Annotated in this window: 22 protein-coding genes; 7 read left to right on the top strand and 15 right to left on the bottom strand. The window is 42.5% G+C overall.

All coding sequences use genetic code 11. The annotated features are described in order from the left end of the window. Positions 1 to 58: 58 nt before the first annotated feature. From upp to QSH61_RS09850, 4 genes are all read right to left on the bottom strand, one after another. A complete protein-coding gene (gene upp / locus QSH61_RS09835; RefSeq protein WP_010604856.1) occupies positions 59 to 691 on the bottom strand; it encodes a uracil phosphoribosyltransferase in 633 nt (210 codons plus the stop codon). A 12-nt stretch (positions 692 to 703) separates the two neighbouring features. Further along, positions 704 to 1,252, bottom strand: a complete 549-nt coding sequence (locus QSH61_RS09840) for an NAD(P)H nitroreductase (protein ID WP_010604857.1) — start codon at positions 1,250 to 1,252, stop codon at positions 704 to 706. Positions 1,253 to 1,437: 185 nt separating this feature from the next. Continuing rightward, the gene (locus QSH61_RS09845) at positions 1,438 to 2,145 is read right to left on the bottom strand and encodes an HvfX family Cu-binding RiPP maturation protein (RefSeq protein WP_102056865.1); all 708 of its coding nucleotides are present in this window, start codon (positions 2,143 to 2,145) and stop codon (positions 1,438 to 1,440) included. Between the two features lie 63 nt (positions 2,146 to 2,208). After that, entirely contained in the window at positions 2,209 to 4,170 is a 1,962-nt protein-coding gene (locus QSH61_RS09850; protein ID WP_174168814.1) for an FAD-dependent oxidoreductase, read from the bottom strand. Positions 4,171 to 4,382: 212 nt separating this feature from the next. Here QSH61_RS09850 and sppA point away from each other — a divergent pair, with 212 nt between their 5' ends. Both sppA and ansA read left to right on the top strand, forming a co-directional pair. Continuing rightward, positions 4,383 to 6,263 carry a signal peptide peptidase SppA gene (gene sppA, locus QSH61_RS09855; protein WP_174168813.1) on the top strand — a complete coding sequence of 627 codons (1,881 nt, stop codon included), beginning with the start codon at positions 4,383 to 4,385 and terminating at the stop codon, positions 6,261 to 6,263. A gap of 71 nt (positions 6,264 to 6,334) precedes the next feature. Further along, positions 6,335 to 7,345 carry an asparaginase gene (gene ansA / locus QSH61_RS09860; protein WP_010376991.1) on the top strand — a complete coding sequence of 337 codons (1,011 nt, stop codon included), beginning with the start codon at positions 6,335 to 6,337 and terminating at the stop codon, positions 7,343 to 7,345. A gap of 98 nt (positions 7,346 to 7,443) precedes the next feature. On the opposite strand, the gene gnd is transcribed toward ansA, so the two are convergent. Next, positions 7,444 to 8,817, bottom strand: coding sequence for an NADP-dependent phosphogluconate dehydrogenase (gene gnd, locus QSH61_RS09865; protein WP_174168812.1), 1,374 nt, complete (start codon positions 8,815 to 8,817; stop codon positions 7,444 to 7,446). 443 nt (positions 8,818 to 9,260) lie between these two features. Here gnd and pyk point away from each other — a divergent pair, with 443 nt between their 5' ends. After that, on the top strand, positions 9,261 to 10,694 hold the full coding sequence (pyk, locus tag QSH61_RS09870) for a pyruvate kinase (protein ID WP_102056869.1): 1,434 nt from the start codon (positions 9,261 to 9,263) through the stop codon (positions 10,692 to 10,694). 131 nt (positions 10,695 to 10,825) lie between these two features. On the opposite strand, the gene QSH61_RS09875 is transcribed toward pyk, so the two are convergent. From QSH61_RS09875 to QSH61_RS09900, 6 genes are all read right to left on the bottom strand, one after another. Continuing rightward, positions 10,826 to 11,650, bottom strand: coding sequence for a LytR/AlgR family response regulator transcription factor (locus tag QSH61_RS09875; protein ID WP_010376983.1), 825 nt, complete (start codon positions 11,648 to 11,650; stop codon positions 10,826 to 10,828). Beyond that, positions 11,650 to 12,720: a sensor histidine kinase gene (locus QSH61_RS09880; protein ID WP_010604863.1), complete on the bottom strand. Its 1,071-nt coding sequence runs from the start codon at positions 12,718 to 12,720 to the stop codon at positions 11,650 to 11,652. The genes QSH61_RS09875 and QSH61_RS09880 overlap by 1 nt, the downstream gene beginning before the upstream one ends. A gap of 173 nt (positions 12,721 to 12,893) precedes the next feature. Beyond that, positions 12,894 to 14,450 carry a SulP family inorganic anion transporter gene (locus QSH61_RS09885; RefSeq protein WP_102056870.1) on the bottom strand — a complete coding sequence of 519 codons (1,557 nt, stop codon included), beginning with the start codon at positions 14,448 to 14,450 and terminating at the stop codon, positions 12,894 to 12,896. A gap of 203 nt (positions 14,451 to 14,653) precedes the next feature. Then, positions 14,654 to 15,112 carry an Lrp/AsnC family transcriptional regulator gene (locus QSH61_RS09890; RefSeq protein WP_010376979.1) on the bottom strand — a complete coding sequence of 153 codons (459 nt, stop codon included), beginning with the start codon at positions 15,110 to 15,112 and terminating at the stop codon, positions 14,654 to 14,656. A gap of 111 nt (positions 15,113 to 15,223) precedes the next feature. Next, positions 15,224 to 15,865, bottom strand: a complete 642-nt coding sequence (locus tag QSH61_RS09895) for an MBL fold metallo-hydrolase (RefSeq protein ID WP_206473186.1) — start codon at positions 15,863 to 15,865, stop codon at positions 15,224 to 15,226. Between the two features lie 2 nt (positions 15,866 to 15,867). Beyond that, positions 15,868 to 17,658: a M14 family metallopeptidase gene (locus tag QSH61_RS09900; RefSeq protein ID WP_424793424.1), complete on the bottom strand. Its 1,791-nt coding sequence runs from the start codon at positions 17,656 to 17,658 to the stop codon at positions 15,868 to 15,870. 123 nt (positions 17,659 to 17,781) lie between these two features. Here QSH61_RS09900 and QSH61_RS09905 point away from each other — a divergent pair, with 123 nt between their 5' ends. Continuing rightward, a complete protein-coding gene (locus QSH61_RS09905) occupies positions 17,782 to 18,615 on the top strand; it encodes an SDR family oxidoreductase (RefSeq protein WP_174168810.1) in 834 nt (277 codons plus the stop codon). 95 nt (positions 18,616 to 18,710) lie between these two features. On the opposite strand, the gene rplT is transcribed toward QSH61_RS09905, so the two are convergent. The 4 genes from rplT to thrS all read right to left on the bottom strand — a co-directional run bounded on the left by rplT (position 18,711) and on the right by thrS (position 21,998). Further along, positions 18,711 to 19,070: a 50S ribosomal protein L20 gene (gene rplT / locus QSH61_RS09910; protein ID WP_010376973.1), complete on the bottom strand. Its 360-nt coding sequence runs from the start codon at positions 19,068 to 19,070 to the stop codon at positions 18,711 to 18,713. A 15-nt stretch (positions 19,071 to 19,085) separates the two neighbouring features. Further along, positions 19,086 to 19,286 (bottom strand): 50S ribosomal protein L35, encoded by a 201-nt coding sequence (rpmI, locus tag QSH61_RS09915; RefSeq protein ID WP_010604868.1) that lies wholly within the window; start codon positions 19,284 to 19,286, stop codon positions 19,086 to 19,088. A gap of 181 nt (positions 19,287 to 19,467) precedes the next feature. Further along, positions 19,468 to 20,031, bottom strand: a complete 564-nt coding sequence (gene infC / locus QSH61_RS09920; RefSeq protein WP_095729294.1) for a translation initiation factor IF-3 — start codon at positions 20,029 to 20,031, stop codon at positions 19,468 to 19,470. A 56-nt stretch (positions 20,032 to 20,087) separates the two neighbouring features. Next, positions 20,088 to 21,998, bottom strand: a complete 1,911-nt coding sequence (gene thrS / locus QSH61_RS09925) for a threonine--tRNA ligase (protein ID WP_095729293.1) — start codon at positions 21,996 to 21,998, stop codon at positions 20,088 to 20,090. 229 nt (positions 21,999 to 22,227) lie between these two features. On the opposite strand from thrS, the gene QSH61_RS09930 reads away from it, so the two are divergent. The 3 genes from QSH61_RS09930 to QSH61_RS09940 all read left to right on the top strand — a co-directional run bounded on the left by QSH61_RS09930 (position 22,228) and on the right by QSH61_RS09940 (position 25,067). Next, on the top strand, positions 22,228 to 23,220 hold the full coding sequence (locus QSH61_RS09930; protein ID WP_174168809.1) for an endonuclease/exonuclease/phosphatase family protein: 993 nt from the start codon (positions 22,228 to 22,230) through the stop codon (positions 23,218 to 23,220). 34 nt (positions 23,221 to 23,254) lie between these two features. After that, a complete protein-coding gene (locus QSH61_RS09935; protein WP_010604871.1) occupies positions 23,255 to 23,701 on the top strand; it encodes a DUF3010 family protein in 447 nt (148 codons plus the stop codon). A 178-nt stretch (positions 23,702 to 23,879) separates the two neighbouring features. After that, the gene (locus tag QSH61_RS09940) at positions 23,880 to 25,067 is read left to right on the top strand and encodes a hypothetical protein (RefSeq protein ID WP_206473184.1); all 1,188 of its coding nucleotides are present in this window, start codon (positions 23,880 to 23,882) and stop codon (positions 25,065 to 25,067) included. The last annotated feature ends 5 nt before the right edge of the window (positions 25,068 to 25,072 follow it).

The following is a 25,072-nucleotide window of genomic DNA, read 5'->3' on the forward strand; positions in this document are numbered from 1 at the left end:
TATTTTTTTGTATCATTGTTTTAGATCAAAAAACAAAATCTGTTAATCACTAAACCTGCTAGGTTCTCGTACCAAAGATTTTGTCACCGGCATCACCAAGCCCAGGGACTATATATCCTTTCTCATTTAAGTGGCTATCTAATGCTGCCGTGTATATTTCAACGTCAGGATGCGCTTCTTCCACTAACTTTACTCCCTCAGGCGCAGCTACCAGCACAATCGCTCTGATCTCTTTTGAACCTGCTTTTTTTAGCATGTCGATAGTAGCAATCAGTGAGCCACCCGTTGCCAGCATTGGATCAATAACCAAAGCGAGTCTAGCATCGATATTGCCCACCAACTTCTCAAAATAAGGCACTGGCTCAAGTGTTTCTTCGTTACGCTGTAAACCCACAACACTTACTTTAGCTGCTGGGATCAATTGCAGTATGCCATCTAGCATTCCCAAACCGGCTCTTAAAATTGGCACCAAGGTGATCTTTTTGCCTGTCAGCCTTTTAACTGTTAATTCGTTACCATCCCAAGCAGAGATGACCTGATCGCTCAACGTCAAATCTTTTGTTGCTTCGTAAGTGAGTAAGTTGCCAACTTCTGAGACAATTTCGCGAAAGTTTTTGGTTGATATACCCTGCTCTCGCAAGAGTCCAAGTTTATGCTGAACTAATGGGTGATCAATTACATGTAATGCCATGGCTGCGTATCCTTATAAACTGCTGAAGAAATCTTCTGGTTTATGCCTTACTGGCTTTGTACACTGCACCGTAGGCGTACCTAAATAAAGATAGCCAACGATCTCATCTTTTTCATCGAGACCAAGTTGCTTTTTCACTTCTGGACTCTGGGCAAAGTAACCCGTTCGCCACACACCAGACAACCCCTGTGCAAAAGCGGCTTGCTGCATAGCAAGTACACTACAACCGGCACTTTGAATTTGCTCAATACGAGGCACTTTTGGATGTTCTTGATAAGGAGATACTGCGATGATCAACATAGGCGCGCGCTCTGGTAGCTCTCTCGCTCTATCTATCACCCGCTGCTCTTGCAGCTCTTTCACCGCCGCTTGATAATAGATTTCACCTAGCTTTTCGCGGCCTTTTTCTTCAACTGTAATAAATCTAAACGGTGTTAAGCCACCATGATCTGGCACTTTTAGTGCTGCTTTTTTAATGATTTCTAACTGAGCTGGATTAGGTCCAGGAAAAGACAGATTGCTATCTGACTGGCGTGTTAAGAGTAATTCTATGGCGTCCATTAACTCATCCCGTGTTGTGCCTTCAAAATGGCCGTGAATTATACCAATTTGACTTAATACGTGTCCCGAAATAGACCAAATACTTAAGCAAATTGGTATTACGTGGCTTGTAGTCTATCATTTTCCCTTAAATTCGACCACGTGACATCACGGATTTCTGGATAGCATCCTTGCAATATTTCGTTTTACTCTGGAAGTAAATTGCGTTGTTTCCTATCAATAAGTAGCCTCAACCAATAGTCAGCACTGACATAACGTCCACCACCGGTAAAAAATAGTGAAAGTAGTAATACAAAGTAAGTTGCCGCAAATTCAATTCCATTGTTTAAAATAACAATATTGCCTTTTTCATAGAGATAATTTGGTCTGCCATTTTCTTCGACTATCTCTTTAATTGAATCCAAACGTTGCTTCGCTGCTACGCTATTTTCTAAGCTCACTTTAGCTTCGTCAAAGCCAAGCCAGTCTAATACTTTAGCGGCGCTGGTGTCTGGGTTTGTTGGCGTTACCGAAAACCAGCCATGCTCCAAATGCACCGTCGTTGCAGCAACGACCATAGTCACCATGAGCGGTATAGACACTAAACGCGTAAGCAAGCCAAGCAAAATCAACCAACCACCTAAAAACTCTGTCCAAGCGGCAAGAAAGGCAAGTAAGTCAGGAAAAGGTAAACCTAAGCCCCATTCACTATTGCCAAACCATGCGACAATATCGGGATCGGCGAGGAGGCGTTGTAAAAATGTCGCGTCCGGATTAGCCAAATTTAATTTATTGTAACCTGCAATGATCATAACTGGCGCGAGAATAAGGCGCATGAGTAATGGCGCGATACCAGAAAAATGTTGAGATAAATGTTGTAGTTGCCGATACGGCTTTAGTAGGTTGGCAAGCATATGCGATCCATAGTTGATGTTTGAATTATCAGTATAGACCGCAGATTGGGTTGGGTTATTTCGTTAGATCTTTCTTGCTACCTGAAGGGCTTCTGCAATCGCTCGCTTAGCATCAATCGCTGCCGCCAGTTTAGCCCCACCGATAACGTGCTGATTTTCAGGTAGCACCTCTTTATCGAACAAGCTATCGTTAGAAACTTGTCCAATACAAGCAATGACCGTATCGACATCTAACAGTTGCTCTTCACCCGCAACTCTTACGGTCAAACCTTGATTATCAAAGCTGATATATTCGCATTCTGCAATTTGCTGAACATTGTGGTGTTTTGCAACGGCTCTGTGGATCCAACCGGTGGTCTTACCTAAGTCTTTACCAAAACGTCCTTCAGAGCGTTTTAACATATAAATCGGCCTTTGCTCTTGTGAAGGCTGCGCTTCGCATTCTATTCCCCATTGAGATTTAAAATCAGGGATCGTTTGTTCTCGCTGTTCAGTTAAAAACGCTACCATGTCAAAGCCAATACCACCGGCACCTAAAATAGCAATTTTATTACCTAATTCTACTTCACCTTTAATCACTTCGTCATAGGCAAACACACGTTTCCCATCTGCGCATTCTATTTTCGACATACGTGGGCTTACTCCCGTTGCAAATACCACATCATCAAACGCGTTTGCCATTGTTTCTTCGTATGGTGTATTTAAGCAAAGCTCAACGCCCAAGCGATTTATTTCGCTGACATAGTATTTAAGCGTATGTTGGAAATCTTCTTTACCTGGTATTCGCATCGCTAAATTAAACTGACCACCAAGCTCGCTACCTTTATCAATCAACTTAACTTGGTGGCCTTTTTTAGCGAGATAGTAACTTACAGACAACCCAGCAGGTCCTGCCCCAACAACGAGTACTTGTTTTTTCCTTTGGGCACTCTGAAGTGGATAATCCAATTCAAATCCGGCTTGTGGATTTACCAAACATGTTGCTCGTTTACCTTTAAATACGTGGTCTAAACAACCCTGATTACAGCCGATGCAAATATTGATTTGTTCCGAGCGCTGCTCTTGATATTTGTTAAAGAATTCAGGATCAGCCAGCAATGGACGCGCCATAGAAATAAGGTCGGCATCACCTTTGGCTAAAATGTCATTAGCAAGATCTGGCGTGTTAATCCTATTTACTGCTACAACGGGTATATCGACAGCCTGTTTTAGCCTATGTGACGCTTCACGGTAGGCACCAGGAGGCACCATTGATGCAATTGTTGGAACGCGCGCCTCATGCCAACCAATACCGGTGTTAAGAATATCCACACCTGCCGCGACCAAAGCTTTGGCTTGAAGCACAACTTCTTCTGGAGTTGAGCCATTTGGGATTAAGTCCATGACCGACAGGCGAAAAACGATAATGAACTTATCGCTCACTTTCGCTCTAACCGCTTTTACAATATCTGTTGCCAATCGCATTCTGTTTTCTAAGCTACCACCATAGTCATCAGTGCGCTTATTGGTATGACCCGCCATAAACTCATTGATTAAATAGCCCTCTGAACCCATGATCTCCACACCATCGTAGCCTGCTTTTTCGGCCAACTTAGCTGAGTGAGCAAAGTCTTTAATCGTACCTTTGATGGCACTTAAGCTCATTGCTTTTGGTTTATATGGATTAATCGGTGCTTTGATCGCACTAGGTGCAGTGTTGAATGGATGATAAGCATAGCGCCCAGCATGTAGTAACTGTAGACAAATTTTGCCGCCGTGTTTATGTACTACCTCGGTGTATGCTTTGTGTTTAATTACATCGTATAACGAGTTAAAAGAAGAAGAAATTGGTGTCAACTTACCACGTAGGTTTGGACTGTAACCACCAGTTACGATCAGGCCCACTCCACCTCTTGCTCGTTCTTCATAAAATGCAGCGAGCCGCTTTCGGTTGTGCCACCCTTCTTCAAGCCCGGTATGCATTGATCCCATTACCAAGCGATTTCGCAAACTGGTATGTTTAAGTTGTAGTTCTTGTTCTAACATTTGCCGCCCCACAAAACTGGTCTTACCTGTGAACATTAACGTTTTTTTATTATTTGGCAAGTCTTAAGAAGAAAGAAATTAACGAATTTGGCAGCATTGGCGATATTTCAATCATGAAAATACTTCGTTACGTTTTTCTATTATTCATGAAACTCGCTCTGATATATGATAAATGTATAGAGTTGTATTGAAGTTAAGCATAAGGGATCATTTTGAAACTGATAGCGAATATTTTTAAGGGCATTTGGGCCACACTGAACTTTTCTAGGCGATTAATTCTAAATCTGCTGTTTTTATTCATTCTTATCGCCATAGTGATAAGCATTGTATCTGGTGAGGATCAGGTTGAGGTCGAAAGTAAAAGCGTATTACGTTTAAACCTAAACGGTATCATAGTCGAACAATTGACCTATGTTGACCCAGTTGAGGCGGCCATGAGTGATGCTTTCGCCGATTCAGAAGAGCCAAGTGAAATTTTGTTAGATGATGTCATTGATGTTATCAATAAAGCAGCTCAAGATGACCGCATTACAGTGATGTATCTTGATTTACAACGTCTTCATAGCGCCCATCTCGACAAATTACGAGATATCAAAGACGCGCTCGCGCAATTCAAAGCTGCGGGCAAAAAAATCTATGCTCACGGCGCTTATTACACTCAAGCTCAATATTATCTCGCCTCAGTAGCCGATGAAATTTCTCTACATCCTTACGGTGGGGTTAACATCACCGGTTTTGGCATGTACCCGCTGTATTTCAAAGAGGCGCTTGATAAGCTTAAAGTTACGCAGCATATTTTCCGCGTTGGTACATACAAGTCGGCCGTTGAACCTTATATTCGCAGCGATATGTCACCAGAAGCAAAAGAATCAAATCTTGGATGGATCACCCCGCTTTGGACACAATATAAAACAGAAGTAGCCGAAAACCGCGGTTTTGATGTGGCTAATTTTGATGAAACCTTCGCAGCATTAACAGACAAAATGGAAGCTGCACAAGGCGATTCCGCCAAATATGCTATCGACAACCAATGGGTCGATGCATTAACCACCAATCAAGCATTTGCTCAGAAACTGATCGATGAAGTTGGTCTTGATGCAAAGGGAAAATCTTTTAAACAGGTCTCGTTCAGTCAATATCTATCGACGTTACCGCCTAAAGAGTTTGCAGAAAATCCATTTACCGAGAAAGTCGCTGTGGTTGTTGCTAAAGGTCAAATCTCTGATGGCAAGCGTAAAGCGGGAGCTATTGGTGGCGATTCAACAGCAGCACTACTTAAGAAGGCTCGCCTTAACGACAAAGTGAAAGCCGTTGTATTAAGAATTGACTCTGGCGGTGGTAGCATGTTTGCTTCTGAAACCATTCGTAATGAAGTTATTGCACTAAAGGCCGCAGGAAAACCCGTGATAGCATCAATGGGTTCAGTTGCAGCTTCCGGCGGTTATTGGATTGCGGCATCAGCTAATGAAATTTGGGCATCGCCAAGCACTATCACGGGTTCTATTGGTGTATTTGGCATGATAATGACCTTTGAAAATGCAGCAAACTCATTAGGAATATACTCTGATGGTGTCGCGACAACCGAACTAAAAGGCCAATCTCCATTCAGAGGGATAGATGGTGGCTATAAAAATCTAATCCAAATGGGCGTTGAAGATGCCTATGATAAATTTATTTCCATGGTTGCAACCGAACGAAACCTTGATAAGTCAGCGGTTAATGAGGTTGCGCAAGGACGAGTATGGCTAGCAACTCAGGCGCTTGATTTTGGCCTAGTCGATAAGTTAGGTAACAAAAATGATGCCATTGAAGCGGCTGCAAGTCTTGCTAATTTAGAGATGTATGATGTTATCACTATTGAACAAACACTCACCGAGCAAGAAAAGCTGATGCAGCAATTATTTGGTGCGTCTATGGTGCAAAGTGCCATTAGTGCCCTTGTACCTGAGCAATCAATATTCGCAAAAACTGCATTAAATGCCCTAGACAGCGTTAGCAATACAATAGCACTACAAACTCAAATGTTAGGCCAGCTTAACGACCCTAACCATGTCTATACGCTTTGCTTAGTGTGTAACGTTTCACCTGAGTAAAATCGATTAAGCACTGCAATTGTGGTGCTGTAATTGTTATACTGAGCCCAGATTTTATTCTGGGCTTTTTTATGAAAAGAAAAAAAATATATATCGCCTATACCGGTGGTACCATTGGTATGAAGCAATCCAGTCGCGGTTACGTTCCGGTTGCGGGATATCTAACAGATACGGTAAAAAATAACGCTGAGTTTACTCGCGATGAAATGCCGCTTTTTGATATTCATGAATATTGCCCGTTAATTGATTCGTCAGATATGTCACCGCATCACTGGCAGCTTATCGCGGATGACATTCAATCAAAATATCACGACTACGATGGTTTTGTGGTGCTCCATGGCACAGATACCATGGCCTATACTGCCTCTGCGCTATCCTTTATGTTTGAGAACTTAACTAAACCTGTGATAGTGACCGGCTCTCAAATTCCGTTGTCACAACTGCGCTCTGATGGTCAAGTGAATCTGTTAAACGCGATGTATTTGGCTGCTAACTACCCTATCGCCGAAGTGAGTTTGTTTTTCAACAATAAACTTTACCGCGGTAATAGAGCAATCAAAGCTCATGCTGATGGCTTCGATGCATTCGCCTCTCCAAACCTTTCGCCGCTGGCACAAGCTGGGATCAATATTCAGCTGATCGAAGGGAAGCTAAGCCCTTACGTTGAGCAAAGCTTGCAAGTCACCAAGATTTCACCTCAACCTATCGCGGTAATGCATTTGTATCCTGGGATCTCAACAGAAATCCTTAAGAACCTAATGCGTGGTGAGATGAAAGCATTAATCTTATTGAGCTTTGGTGTTGGTAACGCGCCACAAGACGAGCATTTTTTAACTGAGCTTAAAGCAATCAGCGATCGCGGAGTGGTAATTATCAACCTCACCCAATGTATTCAAGGAAAAGTGAATATGGGCGGCTACGCGACAGGAAATGCGTTATTAAACTGTGGTGTGATCAGTGGCTACGATATGACACTAGAAGCGTGCTTAACAAAGCTACACTATTTATTTAGCCAGCAGCTTGAGCTAGAAACGATCCGCCATTTGATGCAAGACAATCTGCGCGGCGAGCTAACTCGATAGTAATCGATATCAATAAAGCGAAAAGTATCGCAACAAAAAAGCCGTGATATCTTCACCACGGCTTTTAAATCAGCTCGAACTACTCCGAACGTCGATTATTATCTAACTTTTGCTTCGATATCGACAAGATCAGTAAGGTGACAAGTTTCACCACTGTGTGTCTTTACACCGTGCTCACCAAAGTAATCACGCTGTGCTTGCACCAAGTGTCCGTTGCTTGGCGTGCTCAGTGTTGCAATATAAGTTTGCGTCGCAGCAAGCACTGGGAAAGACAAACCAGTCGCCACCGCTTTACCTGTAACACTACGTAGTGCAAGTGCAGGCTTCTCAAGTGAATCGATAAATTCAACACCTTCAGCAATATCGTCTAAGTAATCAGCTCGGATAATACAGCCCGCACGCCAGGTTTGTAGCGTTTTATTGAGATCTACTTTCCATTGGTGTGCACGAGACGCGCCCTTAATCAGTGCAAGACCTTGGCGGTAGCATAGCAAACTGGCAAAATAAAACGCATCTTTTAACTCGTCTAAATCAACCTCAATTGTTTGCGTTGATTTATTCGCATACGTCATTTCTTTTGCAGCTGGAGTATCAATAGTATTGGTGAGATGGCGAGCTTGTACCGCAGCCACAAGCGAAGGTACGGCAATACCAAGCTCCAGTGCGTTTTGCGCCGTCCAAAGGCCAGTGCCCTTAGCTCCTACCTTATTGTCGATAAGGTCGACTAAAGACTCGCCCTGATCTGTTTCTAGACTTAAAATGTGGCTAGAAATTGCAAGTAGATAACTATTTAATTTACCTTCAGACCAAGATTCAAAAATCTCAGCAACTTCTTTAGGAGAGCGACCGGTCCCCAAGCGTAGCAATTGATAAAGCTCGGCAATAAGCTGCATCAACGCATACTCAATACCATTGTGCACCATTTTAACAAAGTGACCGCTGGCCGATTGCCCTACACGCGCGAAACATGATTCGTTGTTGTAGCTCGCAGCAACTTTTTCGAACCAAGGCTCGATACGCTCCCAGCCACCTTCTGAACCACTTGCCATCATTGCAGGACCATGGCGTGCACCTTCGGCACCGCCAGAAATCCCCATAGTGGCAAACTCAAATTTATTCTGATATTTCAATTTACGTGCAATACCATCTTTGTAATTACTGTTACCACAGTCAACGATGATATCGTCTTTCTCAACTCCAGCTTCAACCAAATCGCTACAAACTTTATCTACTAGTTCACCTGCTGGAACGAGTAATAAAATCGAGCGAGGAGTCTCTAATCTTCTGATCATATCACCGAGATCAGACACTATGTGTAAGCGCTCCGCCATACCTAACGACTGTGCGCAACTCAATAATTCCGCACCTACTTCGGGGTTCTTGTCATAAGCGACTAAGGTCATCCCCTTCTCAATTAGATTTAGCGCGAGGTTTTTACCCATCACACCCAAACCAACTAATGCAACCTGCATTTAGTTTCCTCCTCGGTAACATCAAAACTTTATGCGTTCGTGTATGTGCATTATACCTGAGCGACCATGATTGACCAGCGAGACACACAATTCACTGGTATCATATCGGTCCCCAAAATATGACAGCTAACACAATTCACTGTATAGCAATATAGTGACAGCAGCACGAATTCACCAATTTTGTGATAAATCTCAAATGGTCCCCCTAAGCTGTAAGGTAGAATATTCGAGATTGACGGCCACTGACACCGGTGTCATAATGATGACATATAGATCATATAACTTAATTCGAGTGTTAAAAAGGGTTTTGCATAATTCTTTATGCTCTAATTAGTTAAATCGTGATTTTACAATGTGGCATGTGTAAAAAAACAGCAATTTTGATTTACTTTTAACACATTCATAAGTTTTTGCTTACCTTGATAAGCTAACAGGAGAATCTGATGCTTAGACGCACAAAAATCGTCGCAACACTGGGGCCAGCGACGGATAGAGATAACAACTTAGAAAAAATCATTCGTGCCGGCACCAACGTAGTCAGACTAAACTTTTCACACGGTGTAGCTCAAGATCACAAAAATAGAGCCGAAGCCGTTCGCGAAATTGCTAAACGCTTAGGTGTAAATGTAGCGATCCTTGCAGATTTGCAAGGTCCTAAAATCCGCGTTTCAACATTTAAAGAAGGCAAAGTGTTCTTAGAAGTGGGTGTAAAATTCACGCTCGATGCAAAAATGGAGCCTGGCCAAGGTCACGTTGAAGCCGTGGGTATCGACTATAAAGAATTACCGAATGACGTAAAACAAGGTGATTTGCTGTTATTAAACGATGGACTTATTCAGCTTGTTGTTGAAGAAGTACAAGGTCACTTGGTTCACACTAGTGTTAAAGTGGGCGGCGTATTGTCGAACAATAAAGGGATCAACCGTTTAGGCGGCGGCTTAACAGCACCTGCATTTACTGACAAAGACAAAGAAGATTTGATCACAGCAGCTGAAATTGGTGTGGATTATATTGCGGTTTCGTTCCCTCGCAGTGGTGACGACATGCGTTACGTTAGAGGGTTGGCGGAGAAAGCAGGTTCTAATGCACAGTTACTTGCAAAAATCGAACGTGCAGAAGCGGTTGAAACCGTAGAAGCGATTGACGATATCGTATTGGCTTCTGATGCGGTGATGGTTGCCCGTGGTGATTTAGGTGTAGAAATTGGCGATGCCGCTCTTGTTGGTAAACAGAAGCAAATTATCAGCCGTGCCCGCTCACTAAACCGTACTGTGATCACTGCCACCCAAATGATGGAGTCAATGATTGACAACCCAATGCCAACACGTGCTGAAGTTATGGATGTTGCAAACGCAGTGCTTGATGGCACAGATGCGGTAATGCTTTCAGCAGAAACCGCTGCTGGTGATTATCCTGAGCAAACGGTCGCGGCAATGGCACGTGTGTGTTTAGGTGCTGAATCTCAACCGCAGATCCATATCTCTAAACATCGTTTAGACAGCCGTTTTGCTGATACCTGTGAAACTATCGCGCTGTCGGCAATGTACGCTGCGAACCATTTAGATTCAGTAAAGGCGATTGTCGCACTAACTGAATCGGGTAATACCGCAAAATTAATGTCTCGTATCAGTTCTGGATTGCCTATTTACGCACTGTCTCGCCATCAATCAACACTTGGGCAGGCATCACTCTATCGTGGTGTATATCCGGTAAGATTTGACTCGACGCAATGCTCAGATGATTCAACTGTTCGCGAAGCGCTTGATACGCTAGTTGCTGCTGGCTCATTGGAAAAAGGCGACACAGTGATCATCACACACGGTGATAAGATGGAAACTATCGGCGCCAGTAACACGCTGAAAATCGTCACAGTGTAAAAGCGTTGAACTAGGTAGCCTTGCTGCCTAGTTCATCTTTCCTTAGAATACTCTAAAGTGTACAAGCACATAAAATACACTACGTCACCGTAGGCTAAACACGGCGCAAATCACTTTAGCTCGCGCTTTTATTAGCTTGCGAGTGCGGCCTTTACTTTGTCACGGTAACTACGGCTGACTTTAAGCTCTTGACCATTCTCAAGTACCAATAAATACTCGCCACTGCTTTGTGTGACTAGTTTACTAATCTGCTTAGTATTAACAATTGCAGAGCGATGTACGCGCACAAATAACGTTGGATCTAACTCTTGTTCTAGATCTTTCATTGTTTTACGTAAAATATGAGTCTGACCATCGCTACAGTGTAAGCACATATAGTCACCGGCTGCATCAATCCACTGAATTGACGATGTCGAAACTCGAATGATTTCACCCTGCTCTTTTACTGCGAGCGACTCTGGGAATTTTTTATCTTCAATTGTATCTCCTGTTGCAAGTTTTTTAAGGATTTCTTCACAGTTATTACCAGTGATCCCTGCAACAAAGCTGGCTAGCTTTTTCTTATGCGCATTGTCTTGTTGTGTTTTTAAATAGCTTTGCACTTTCTCCACCGCCTGTTTTAATCTGTTGTCATCAACGGGTTTTAAGATGTAATCCAGCGCATGGATCTCAAATGCCTTTACAGCATATTGGTCGAACGCGGTTACAAATACGATAGCAGGCAATGGTTTAACACTTTCACTCAGCGCTCTCGCTACTTCAAAGCCATTCATGTTCGGCATTTGAATATCGAGAAAGACCAGATCTATGTCCTCAGATTTGCATAGATCGATTGCTTGTTGACCACTGCCACACAATTCTACAACTTCAATTTCAGAAAAATCTCTTAACCTTACCGCTAGCCCTTTTCTCGCTAACGGTTCATCATCTACGATTAGTGTTCTAATTTTGCTCATTACTTCTTCGCCCTTTCATATGGAACGCGAATGTTTACCTTCAAACCAGTTGGCTCATTATCCGAGAGCACAAATGAATAGTTGTTTTCGTACAAGGTTTTTAAACGGTCTTTGGTATTCGCTAAACCCACTCCCTGTGCACTTTTCAGTTGCCCATCTTCCAATTCTGCGCCAGGACCATTGTCTCCTACTTCCAAGAGTAGTTCATTGGCAAACACCTGCGCTTTTATTTCAATTTTGCCGCCATGCTCCATATGGGCAATTGCGTATTTAATGCTGTTTTCAATGAGTGGTTGTAGGATCAAGCTAGGTACCAACGCCTGTTCAGCCTCTTCTGTCACATCAAGCTCAATAGATAAGCGCTCATCAAAACGGACCTTTTCAATTTCTAAGTACAGTCTCAACGCATGTAACTCTTGCTCAAGCGGTACCTTTTTTATCGGATCTGTATTTAATGTATGGCGCAAGAAATCACTGAGCCTTGAGACCATTTGATTCGCATCTTTATTTTCTTCAACCAATATAAGCGTCGAAATTGCATTAAGGGTATTGAATAGAAAATGCGGATTCAGTTGATAACGCAACATTTTCAATTGCGCTTCATGGGCCATAGTATTGGCTTTCAACGCCTTTTGACGCTCACTTTGTAACAACTGGTAATACTTAATACCAAAATACAGCCCACTCCAACAGAGTATGATATAGACAGAGTCTAGTCCCTGCTGTAAGTAATAAAACCATTCATCAGGTCTATACCCGTGACGATAAATTTCCCAATGATTAAACTTCTGAACGACCGCCCATAGTGTTCCAGTTACATATGACGCCGTAAACACAACGAATATCAGCACCAACGGTGTTGCATTCCAAATTTTACGATAGAGGTATCGTAGCGGTACGGTCATCAAACAACCTGCGTAGGCATTTAAAGCGATGACAAATACATAAATATCCCGCATTTCAAAGACTTTTGAGCCAATATAGTTAACTAGCGCGTAGCCCAGCCAACCAGCTATTTGTAATACCCAGAAAAATCTCTGCCTGTTATCAACCAGTGATTGCCACTTCAAAATGATTATACCTCTTCTATCTTAACTGGATTATATCTCAGCATGTCGTCTCTATTCACTGCTGGTGGTCTCAGTTTTTACACGCCCTGCCGCAAATAAAAAAGGCACCTCAGTGCCTTTTTTTGAAATAAATTAACCAGTTAATTTATCTTCATCTATTCAAACTGTCGCTCTTAAGCAAGCTTGTCAGATGCCACTTTATAGGTAGGATCTGCTTGGCCGTCTAGCTCAACGAGATCTTTAGCCTTACTTAGCAGTACTTTACAGTCTTGGCTCAAGTGGCGAAGATGAAGCGTTTTACCAGCCTTTTTATAACGTTCAGCTAGCGTATCTATTGCTTCAATTGCACTATGATCGGCAACACGACTATGTTTAAATTCTACAATGATGTCGTCTGGATCATTATTAACGTCAAACAGCTCTGCAAAGTTTTTCACCGACCCAAAAAATAGAGGTCCGTGTAATTCGTACACTTTTGAGCCTTGCTCATCAATATAATTATTGGTGTAAATATGTTTCGCATGCTCCCACGCAAATACCAGTGCCGAAACAATGACACCAACGCAAACTGCGATGGCCAAATCTGTAATCACTGTAACCCCCGACACCAAGACGATTACAAATGCATCTGATTTAGGGATCTTTCTAATTAATCTAAAACTTGACCATTCAAAAGTCCCCAATACCACCATAAACATTACACCAACTAACGCCGCTAGCGGGATCATCTCAATAAGGCTTGCTGCAAACAGAATAAATACAAGTAGTAATAATGCTGCTGTGATACCTGACAAACGGCTACGGCCACCAGAATTAATATTGATCATTGATTGCCCAATCATCGCACAGCCACCCATCGCACCAAACACACCACAAGTAACATTAGCCGCACCTTGGCCGATACATTCGCGGTTACTGTGACCACGTGTTTCGGTGATTTCGTCGATTAGCGTGAGCGTTAATAAAGATTCAATCAAACCAATCGCCGCTAGGATAAGCGCGTATGGGAAGATAATTTTAAATGTTTCAAATGTCCAAGGAACTTCTGGAATATGGAAAGCAGGAAAACCACCGGCAATCGTTGCATCTACGTTACCTGACATATCTTTCAGATAATCAAGCACATTACGAGCGTCTAAATCTAAACCAATAACAATACCAGTTACCACTAAAATTGCCGCTAGGCTAGACGGAACTGCAGTTGTTAGCTTTGGTAGAAAGTGAATGATGGCCATAGTCAATGCTACCAAGCCCACCATCACATAAAGGGTTTCCCCTTGCATCCAAGTCAGCTCACCTTCACTATTAAGTACTTTGAACTGACCAAGTTGCGCAAGAAAGATAACGATGGCTAAACCATTCACAAAGCCTAGCATCACAGGGTGCGGTACCATACGTATAAACTTGCCAAGTTTAAATATACCTGCGAGTATTTGTAAGAGCCCCATGAGTAATACAGTTGCAAAAAGATACTCGACACCATGATCAATAACGAGACTCACCATTACCACGGCAAGAGCCCCTGTTGCACCCGAGATCATACCCGGCCTACCACCAAAGATTGAAGTCACAAGACCGACAATAAATGCTGCATATAAACCGACTAATGGGTCTACTTGTGCAACAAAAGCGAAAGCCACAGCCTCAGGCACAAGTGCCAAAGCGACCGTAAGCCCAGACAGTACATCGTTTTTAGCAGAGCTAGGCGCTTTGCTGATAAGATTAAACATCAATATCCTCTGGTGTGAATTGACTATGAACACAAAGGCGGCGGATTTTAGCAAAAAGCAGCGCCTTTAACAAATAAGATACAAGCCTGTATCACAAACTCGCTTGCAATACATAACTTAATAAAGCGGTCTGTATTGTAGTATAGAACAATGGTGAAAAGATGACGGGAAGCCCTACCCAACGAGCAGGGCAACAAATTGCATTAAAGTGGTAAGGAAGTGCTGCGCTTAACGCAAGTCATTGTAACATTTGAATGTACTTCTTGGACGAACTCTAAATTAAGTAAGTTATCACGAACAAATTGCTCATAACCTTCAATGCCTTTCGAAATGATACGCAACATAAAGTCCATGGTGCCTGCCATAGAGTAGCACTCTGTCACTTCGTCATAACTTAAGATCAATTTTTCAAACTCGGCAAGGTTGTTGCGGCCATGGTTTGAAAGCCTAACATGCGCATAAACCAACATATCAAATCCGAGTTTCTTCTCATCCAGCAATGCAACTTTGCCTTTGATGTAGCCGTCTTGCTCTAATTTAGCGATGCGACGCCAACAAGGTGACTGAGATAGCCCTACTTTATCAGCGATTTCAGCGGTAGAAAGACTTGCGTCTTGCTGTAACAATGCCAGTATCTGGCGATCTACTTGGTTTAATGACATATCTATTCTAGTTTAATTAGCACACCAGTCTATTAACCGATGCTGATTGTTATTCCCTGAAGCATAGCAAATTAAAAAATGCACATCACTACTATGCCACTTCCACTATATCTAACCAAATCGGCCACTCATAAAAGGATTTGTCGCCTTTTCGAAGCCAATTGAGGTATTTTCACCATGGCCAGAATGCACCACGACCTCATCAGGCAAAGTAAACAGCTTATCTTGTATAGACTGTTTTAGTTGGGCTGCATCGCCTTTTGGAAAGTCATTACGACCAACAGAGCCTTTAAACAACACATCTCCTACTAAGACCTGTTTTGAGCTTGGTTCATAAAAAACCACATGCCCCGGAGTATGCCCTGGACAATGTCTGACTTCGAGTGCGAGGTTCCCCACTTTAACCTTATCCCCATCATTTAACCACTTAGATGGTAAAAAAGCTTCATGATTAGGAAAACCAAACATCTGTGATTGCATTGGCAAGGCTTCCAGCCAAAATTGGTCGCTCTGATGAGGCCCGATAATCTCGATATTAAAATGCTCACTTAATACTGTACTTGCTCCCACATGATCAAGGTGCGCGTGGGTAAGCAAAATCATGCTTGGCGCTACCCCTTGTGTGTTCAACTGCGCAATAATTTTTTCCGCTTCACCACCTGGGTCTACAATTGCAGCGGCTTGTGTTTCTGGACACACAATGACACGACAATTTTGCATAAATGGTGTAACTGGAATGGTAAACACTTGCATGGTTAGTTTGCTCCAAACGACATCAAAACAGGATATTTAAGATACGCTTTATCATAAAACGGCGTTCTTGCATAAAGCCACTCCATCCGCGCTTTTGGATCGTTTGCAAACTGCTTGTCTTCACGTATTTTTTTATCAAAGGCTAATGCCATAGCTGGGTTTTGTTTTAGCATTTTTCGTGCAAAAGGTTCAAGTGCATAATTTTCAACATATTCTGTACGTTGGAAGATAGTATTGAACTCCCCCCAAGCAAAAAATGAGTCAGGCGCTTCTGGATGTAGTAAGTGAGTCACCAGCTCTCCAGATTTTTGCGCCGTTGCCACTTTATACCACCCACTGAGATCGACCTTATCTGAGAGCTCCTTAATGTCGAAAGTCGCATTCACTCTAAAGCGCCCTTCAAAAGGAGCAGTATCGAACTTGTAGTCTTTTACTGTAGCTTGACTTACTTTTTCCACTACCGTTCCATCTGGTAATGTAGAAACGGTTATTCCATGCAGTTTTAATTTTTCGACCACTTCAGGGTATGCGGGTGGAATGTAAAACTGCTCAGGTACATTCACCGCTGTTTTTACTTCCTTCTGCCAATAAATTGGCAGCTTCTCATAGTTTTGTGGCTCGCCTAAGTACTTAGCTTCCAAATGACCAGACAATGCACTTTCAAACTGCTTGTATTGGATGCCTTTAAATTGAATGTAGTCGGGCTCTTTTGCATAGCTGCGTTCAACTACCAATTGTTTAGGTGTGAATTCGGCCTCTTTTTGAACCGCTTCTCGTAATGCCTGAATATTGCTTGAGAGGCCACTGATAACGCCATCCATAAACACATAGGTGCCCAGTACACGCTGCTTATAGGGTTTCAATGAGTGATTTTCTACCAGTATAGTCGGCAGTCCCTTTAAATCTCCCCAACCATTTGAAAATCGCGGCGTTGCCACCCATCCAGCCAGCCCTTTTTTAAAGTCTCGTTTATCCATCACAAACACAAGTGGACCAGGAATATGTCCTTGAGCAGCAAGCGCTGCATTAATTTGTGGCGAAATCTGATTCTCTAACACCTCAGCTATTGCCGGTGACTCACTTGCAAAAGTCGGGTTAAAACCATAAGTGACATCGTATTGGTAGTCTGCGCCATCCGTTACATGAACATCAATGTACAGATCCGGATTGTATTCGTTAATTACCTGCATGACCGCCTTGACTCCTGGCGTGTCCAATTTAGTGTAATCACGATTCAGATTTAAGTTATTGGCATTGGTCCTAAAGCCCATAACGGTCGGACCGCGTTGATTTATACGGTTAAACTCACTGCGCCTTTCATGCCCATCGACGTTGAGAATAGGGATAAAGAGTAAATTCACTTTCGTCAAAATATCACGGCGCTTACCTGTTGCAACATCGCGAAGCAACATAAACATGGCATCTTTGCCGTCAATTTCTCCGGCATGAATACCAGCTTGTACTAAAATGGTTGGCTTACCATTATTAATAACATTTGATTTATCACCGCCCTGCTCCGTTGCAACAATCATCTTAATTGCGCGATTACTATTGCTAAACCCAATGGTCTCTAGCTTAAATTGGGTCGGATTGGCAGCCACTAGGCGGTCAACAAATGCCATCGTATCTGCGTAATTAGGAGAATCTATCGCACCGCTTAGTTCAAAATCAGTCGTTAATGGGCCCTGTTGTTGTAATAGTTGTTCGCTTTTGCCCTGCCACTCCATCAAGGGTGGTAAATGACCGTTCATACCTAGCATTGCAGTAAGCATAATAATGCTGGAACTCATCATATTTCTCTATTCCTCTGCTTTTATCTGCCAATTATATCAATATTTTAGATATCGGCTTACAATGTGCGGTGATTCAACAAAAATTTGCAGTTAATCGCAGATAACCATAACTTTAGGGATCAAATGAGCATACAAAAATCAATTTTAATCACAGGTTGTTCTAGCGGGATTGGTTATTACTGCGCTGTGCAATTGTCAAAAGCAGGATATCAAGTTATTGCTTCGGTTAGAAATGCAAAAGACTTGAATAAATTTGAAGGCACAAACATTCAATGTATTCTGCTAGATTTAGCATGTGAGCAAAGTATAAACGATGGCTTTAACCAAGCTTTGACAATCGCAAATGGTCAGCTAGACGCCTTATTCAATAACGGAGCCTACGGCCAACCTGGTGCGGTAGAAGACTTGCCTACAGACGTGTTACGGCAACAATTTGAAGTTAATTTTTTTGGCTGGCATACGCTCACCTGTCTCGCAGTTGAGCAAATGCGTAGGCAAGGCGCAGGCCGCATTGTTCATAACTCATCCGTGCTTGGATTAGTCGCATTGCCATATCGCGGCGCCTATAACGCGAGCAAATTTGCACTTGAAGGACTTACCGATACCCTACGCATGGAGCTTTCAGGTAGCAATATTCAAGTTAGCCTAATAGAGCCAGGTCCAATCGTGTCTAAATTTAGAGAAAACGCGAAACACGCCTTTTTAGCGAATATCGATCACGAAAATAGCGTACATCGCAATGCATATCAGGCGCAGCTTAACCGCTTAAGCTCAGAAGAAGCTCCGCAAAAATTCACTTTGGGGCCAGAAGCTGTTTATAAAGTGCTGCAACACGCGCTGAGTGCTAAGACTGCAAAGCCAAGATATTACGTCACGTTTCCGACCTATTTGATGGGATACTTGAAACGAATATTGAGCAGTAAGATGCTGGATAAAATCTTAATAAAAAACCGCTAACGTTAGAGTTTATAACGAATATAAAACTAAAAAAGGAGCCAAAGGCTCCTTTTCAATACCAGGTTTAGTCCTAAGACTAATTCTAGTTCCGCTTATTAAGCAGCTAGACCATCTTTTGCTTTAGCAACTAGTGCTGCGAAAGCTACTTGGTCGTATACTGCGATATCAGCTAGGATCTTACGATCAATTTCAATCGATGACTTTTTAAGGCCATTGATGAAACGGCTGTAAGAAAGACCATTTTGACGTGCAGCTGCGTTGATACGAGCAATCCATAGTTGACGGAAAGTACGTTTCTTAGCACGACGGTCACGGTAAGCATATTGACCAGCTTTAGTTACCGCTTGGAAAGCTACGCGGTAAACGCGTGAACGCGCTCCATAGTAACCTTTAGCTTGCTTTAATACTTTTTTGTGACGTGCACGTGCAACTACGCCGCGTTTAACTCTTGCCATTTCTGATATCCTCTATTAAGCGAATGGTAACATACGATCGATTAGGCCTAGGTCATTCTTATGAACCATAGACTTAGCACGAAGGTGTAATTTACGCTTTGAAGATTTCTTAGTCAGAATGTGACGAAGATGCGACTGTTTACGCTTGTAACCGCCAGAAGCAGTCTTTTTGAAGCGCTTAGCAGCACCTCTGTGTGATTTTAGCTTATAAGCCATTTGCAATAACTCCGAATGATATTGCTTTAACACAATGTAAGTAGGCGGAGATAAACTCACTTGTAGGCCTAGCTTACTACCTAAAACCGGTGAAGGATCAATACCTTACTTTAGAACCGGATAACGCAGGTGGCGTTAGCACTTGAGACCTGCGTTAAATTCGATACGTATTATGCCGAGATTAAGACTTTTTAGCAATAGGTGCCATCATCATTATCATCTGACGACCTTCCACTTTTTTCGGGAAAGACTCAACAGATGCGATATCTTCCAACTCAGTCTTGATACGGTTTAACAGGTCGATACCAATTTCTTGGTGCGCCATTTCACGACCACGGAAGCGAATTGTGACTTTAGCTTTGTCGCCACCCTCAAGAAATTTGCGAAGGCTACGTAGCTTAACTTGGTAATCACCAACATCAGTACCAGGACGGAATTTAACTTCCTTAACCTGAATTTGCTTTTGCTTTTTCTTTTGTTCTTTTTGGATTTTTGCTTTTTCAAAAAGGAACTTACCGTAGTCCATCACTTTACAAACTGGTGGTTCAGCGTTTGGACTGATCTCAACTAGATCTAGACCGGCTTCTTCCGCCATGTTTTGTGCGTCTCTTGTTGAGACAATGCCAGCTTGCTCGCCTTCAGCGTCAATTAAGCGAACTTCTTTCGCTGTAATCTCTTCGTTAATACGATTTTTCTGAGCGTTATTTTGCCCTTTTTTGCCGCCTCTAATGGTACGTTCCTCCAAAAAATTCAAAAGTAAATGCGTGCACCAGAAAAAGTAAAGTACACGCAAGTTTATATTTATAGTCGATTTTTAATCTCTTCGCTAACTTTCGCGATGAAATCGTCAACCGAGAATTTACCTAAATCTTCACCAGTACGGGTTCTTACTGCAACTTCTTGTTGCTCGACTTCTTTATCACCTACCACTAGTAAATAAGGTATACGTTTTAAAGTATGCTCGCGGATTTTAAAACCAATCTTCTCATTTCTCAAGTCGGCACAAGCTCTTATTCCAAGTTTATTCAACTTTTGTACAACTTCGTGGACATAATCGGCTTGTTTGTCCGTGATATTCATGATCACAACTTGCTTTGGTGCAAGCCAAGTTGGGAATTGACCAGCGTATTCTTCCGTTAGGATACCAATAAAGCGCTCTAGTGAGCCTAGAATTGCGCGGTGGATCATAACAGGGGTTTTACGCTCGTTATTTTCCGCAACATATGTTGCCCCTAAACGGCCAGGTAGTGCAAAGTCTAATTGCACTGTACCACATTGCCATGCACGCTCTAAACAGTCATATAGCGTGAATTCAATCTTCGGTCCGTAAAACGCACCTTCCCCAGGTAAATATTCAAACTCGATGTCATTGGCTTTCAAAGCATCTGCAAGTGCAGCTTCCGCTTTGTCCCACATTTCGTCTTCACCGATACGTTTTTCAGGGCGCGTCGATAATTTAACAACGATCTTTTCGAAGCCAAAAGTTGAATACGTATCATACACCATTTTGATACATGCTGATACTTCGTCCATGATCTGTTCTTCTGTGCAGAATACGTGCGCATCGTCTTGTGTAAATCCACGAACACGCATCAAACCATGTAGTGCACCAGATGGTTCATTACGGTGACAACAACCAAACTCAGCCATACGCAATGGTAAATCACGGTATGACTTTAGACCCTGGTTAAAGATCTGCACGTGACCTGGGCAGTTCATCGGCTTAATAGCATACTCACGTTTCTCTGACTCAGTCGTGAACATGGCATCTGAATACTTGTCCCAGTGGCCTGATTTTTCCCACAAACCACGGTCCATCATCAACGGACCTTTTACTTCTTCGTACTGATATTCGCGTAGTTTTTCGCGAACAAAATCTTCAAGCTCACGATAAATGCTCCAGCCATCATTGTGCCAAAATACCATGCCTGGCGCTTCTTCTTGCCAATGCCACAGATCGAGTGCTTTACCAATTTTACGGTGATCACGCTTCTCAGCTTCTTCTAGACGCTTAAGATACGCCTTTAGCTGCTTTTTGTCAGCCCAAGCTGTACCGTAGATACGCTGTAACATCTTGTTTTCTGAGTTGCCGCGCCAGTATGCGCCCGCCACTTTCATAATCTTGAAGTGGTGACAGAACTTCATATTTGGTACGTGCGGACCACGACACATATCAACATATTCTTCGTGGTGATATAAACCTGGGCGGTCATCTTTCGCGATATTCTCGTCTAGGATTTCCATCTTATAGGTTTCACCGCGTGCTGCAAATGCATCGCGCGCTTCTTGCCAGCTCACCTTTTTCTTTACTACGTCGTAGTCGGTTTTTGCCAACTCCAACATACGCTTTTCTATCGCTTCAAGGTCCTCTTGAGTAAGCGAATGCTCTAAGTCAACATCGTAATAGAAACCGTTGTCGATAGTAGGACCAATCGCCATTTTAGCTTCTGGGAACAATTGTTTTACAGCGTGACCAATCAAGTGCGCACACGAGTGACGAATAATTTCAAGACCGTCGTCGTCTTTTGCGGTGATGATTTCAAGCGCTGAGTCATTTTCGATGAGGTCACAAGCATCAACACGAACGCCATTTACACGGCCAGCAATCGTTGCTTTCGCAAGGCCAGGACCGATGTCTTGAGCGACTTCTAGAGTAGTGACAGGGTTTTCAAAAATACGCTGACTGCCGTCAGGGAGAGTAATAACTGGCATGATAAATCCTATTTACAGTGGTGACACCTACAATGCATCACATGTATTTAATTAATTTTAAAGTGTGCCTATCAACGCTTTTACGAATAAGCATTGTCTTGCGCGAATTATCGCGGCTCATCCGAGGACTTTCGAATAAGAGCCACTATTCTCGCGTGTTACTTGGCTAAGTGCAAGCCTAGAGCTAAAATTAATCTATTAATTTACAAAAACTATTTTGGGATTATTCGTGGCCAAAAAGCGTTATCGGTTTGCAACCTTTAATCTACTAAATTTTGCAGCGCCGCCTTATTCTTTTTATCAACTTCATGAGCACTATAATGAAACACAGTGGCAAACCAAAACTCAGTTTATTACGGGACTCATTCAGCATATAAACCCCGATGTCATTGTGTTTCAAGAGGTCTTCTCACCTGATAGCTTACAGATGCTGTGCGAAGACTTGGGTCTTGTCCACTTTGCCACTGTAGATGCGCCAAGTCCTGATCACGTCTACCCGTCGGTACTGTTTAAACCCGTGGTCGCTATCGCATCAAAACTACCATTTAAATCCTTTGCGCCGTTAGAGCCCTGCCCCGAATTACTCGAATACCTTAATAATCAACATCAGTTTAAATTCAATCGCACCCCGATAAAATGCAAGTTCGACATTCCAGGCTTTGGGTTACTCGCGTGTTATGCCGTGCACTTTAAGTCTCAACGCGTACATTCAATGGCCCACATGCTGGGAGATTCCAATCAAGATGACCCGCTACTTACATTGCTTCACGAAACCGTAGGTACGATGCAGTCGCAGATCTCACGTTCACTCGAAGCTTCCATCATTTATTACGATGCATTAAAAACACAAAGGGAGAAACAAGCTGCAACATTGGTGATGGGCGACTTCAATGATGCATTAGACAGCCCGGCATTATCTTTTATGACGCAAGCCTTTCCACCCGTCCTTGCTAGTAATGGCTTTGATAATGTCGGTTTGTTTGACAGTTTTCTTTACGCCGACAACAACCACAAAGAAAAACCAGCCAGTCATTACTATCAAGGTGAAGGTAACGTACTTGATTACATTCTTTGTTCAAAAGAGTTCAATCCCAACCGAGAAACGCCCAGGGTGAAGTCGTTACATTACTACAGTTACGATGCTCACCTTGATCCAAAGCGCATGGACGAAGATATTTGCTATTCTGACCATGCAGCGATAGCAATAGAAATAACACTGTGAGATAATTCAATTTTTGCATAATCTGGACACGAAAATGAGAACACTTGGGGTTGAAATTTCAGGCAGCGAAGCTTTGCTTTGTATGCTAACGAAAGAAGATGATGTTTTTGATATTAGAGACATTCGTCAGCGCCGCTTTACGTTAAGTAACCAAGGGACAGAACTTGATGAAATGCGCAAGTTCCAATTCGACTTTGCAAAACTAGTAGAAGATTACGGCGTAGATTCTATCGCCATTCGTCAGCGCCCACACAAAGGTAAATTCGCAGGTAGTGCGGCTGGTTTTAAAATGGAAGCTGCAATCCAGTTAATTTCAGGCGTGGACGTGCAGTTACTTTCTGGCACTGAAGTTAAAGAGCAATTAAAAAGAAACCCAATTCCTGTTGACTATGAAGACACTGGGTTGAAAAAGTTTCAAGAGCAAGCTTTCATCAATGCCTATGTTTATATTCTTCGTAAAACATACGGCAAAGAAGAATAATCATATCAAGGGCCAGCAGTTACTTAGCTACTGGCCTTTTTATTTGCTTCCACACTTCTCTCCCCTGTAAATAATTCAAATATAAAATACTTGTAAAAAATTTGCTTTTATTTGATTCAGCCCTCCGCGCTTTTATGCTATTAATATAACCGTAATAAACCGCAAGGAGTGGATTTAGGTGTTACCTCAACAGTATGGAAAAGCCGTTATTTTTAGCGCATGTTCGCTGATATCCGTAACAGCATTAGCAAATTCAAGCGCTAACCCTGCTTCTTTAATCTTTGGTGTTAACTCAGATAAACGTGTGTTTGAAAACACACGGTCACTCGAAAGCCAAATTCCAGTCAAAGGGCATTTAGATAGCAGCTCAGCAAACATTCAATATGCAGCAACTTATCATTCTATTGTCGGCAATTATTTTGAAGCAGAAAAACTCACCTCAGGGGTGATCAACCCAGATATGTTGCTAAACGATTATCGGCTAGTTCCTGCGCTAGAAATCATAGAACAAAAGGCTGCTGACACGCGTATCACTATGGTAAACGAGGCGTATCATAATGCTAAACACCGAGCGCTAACGATTGCCCTGTTGAAGCCTTTATATGAACAAGGCTATCGCTATCTTGCATTAGAAGCGCTTACCCCACAGGTAAGCGTTGAGCAGCAAATCAATAAACACGGCTTTACAACATATGAGCATGGGATCTACACCATGGAGGCGACTTACGCTAGCTTGATATTTGAAGCCAAATCGCATGGCTACGAGATTATTAGTTACGATCACGACTCACAACAAGGTAGAGCCAAAGCCGCGGCTAAACACATAAAAGAAAAGGTATTTGATAACAATCGCGATGCAAAATTACTCGTTCACCTCGGATTTTCTCAACTAGATGAACAAAACCAACTGGCAAGTGAACTCAAGCAAACATTGAAAATTAATCCACTCACCGTTGATCAGGTTCGCTTATCTGAGGTTCAATCAGTGAGTGGCAATACTCCTTTGCTCCTCGCACGAGTAGCAAGCCAATCTCAGCACTACTCTTCAGACCCGCAAAGGTTTGATCTTTCTGTAACTTGGCCCAAAACCACTAAAATCAATAATAGGCCAAGTTGGCTCTCTTCAACGTTTGACTTACAACAACAATCACTCGGTGTATGTAAAAAGGTGTTTCCATGCTATTTAGAGCTGTCATTTTTTGTCGAGGAAGGTAATAAACTCGTCCCAATCGATAAAATTACAGTAGAAAAGCCACATGATCAGGTCTATTTAAAGCACTATTCTACGCCACTGACTTTGAGTAGCTATAATGCTGTCACTGGTGAGTTCATTACACAAAAACTACTCAACCAAAAACAACTATAATCATT

It is taken from the genome of Pseudoalteromonas sp. JC3, assembly GCF_030291895.1.
Classification (GTDB): domain Bacteria; phylum Pseudomonadota; class Gammaproteobacteria; order Enterobacterales; family Alteromonadaceae; genus Pseudoalteromonas.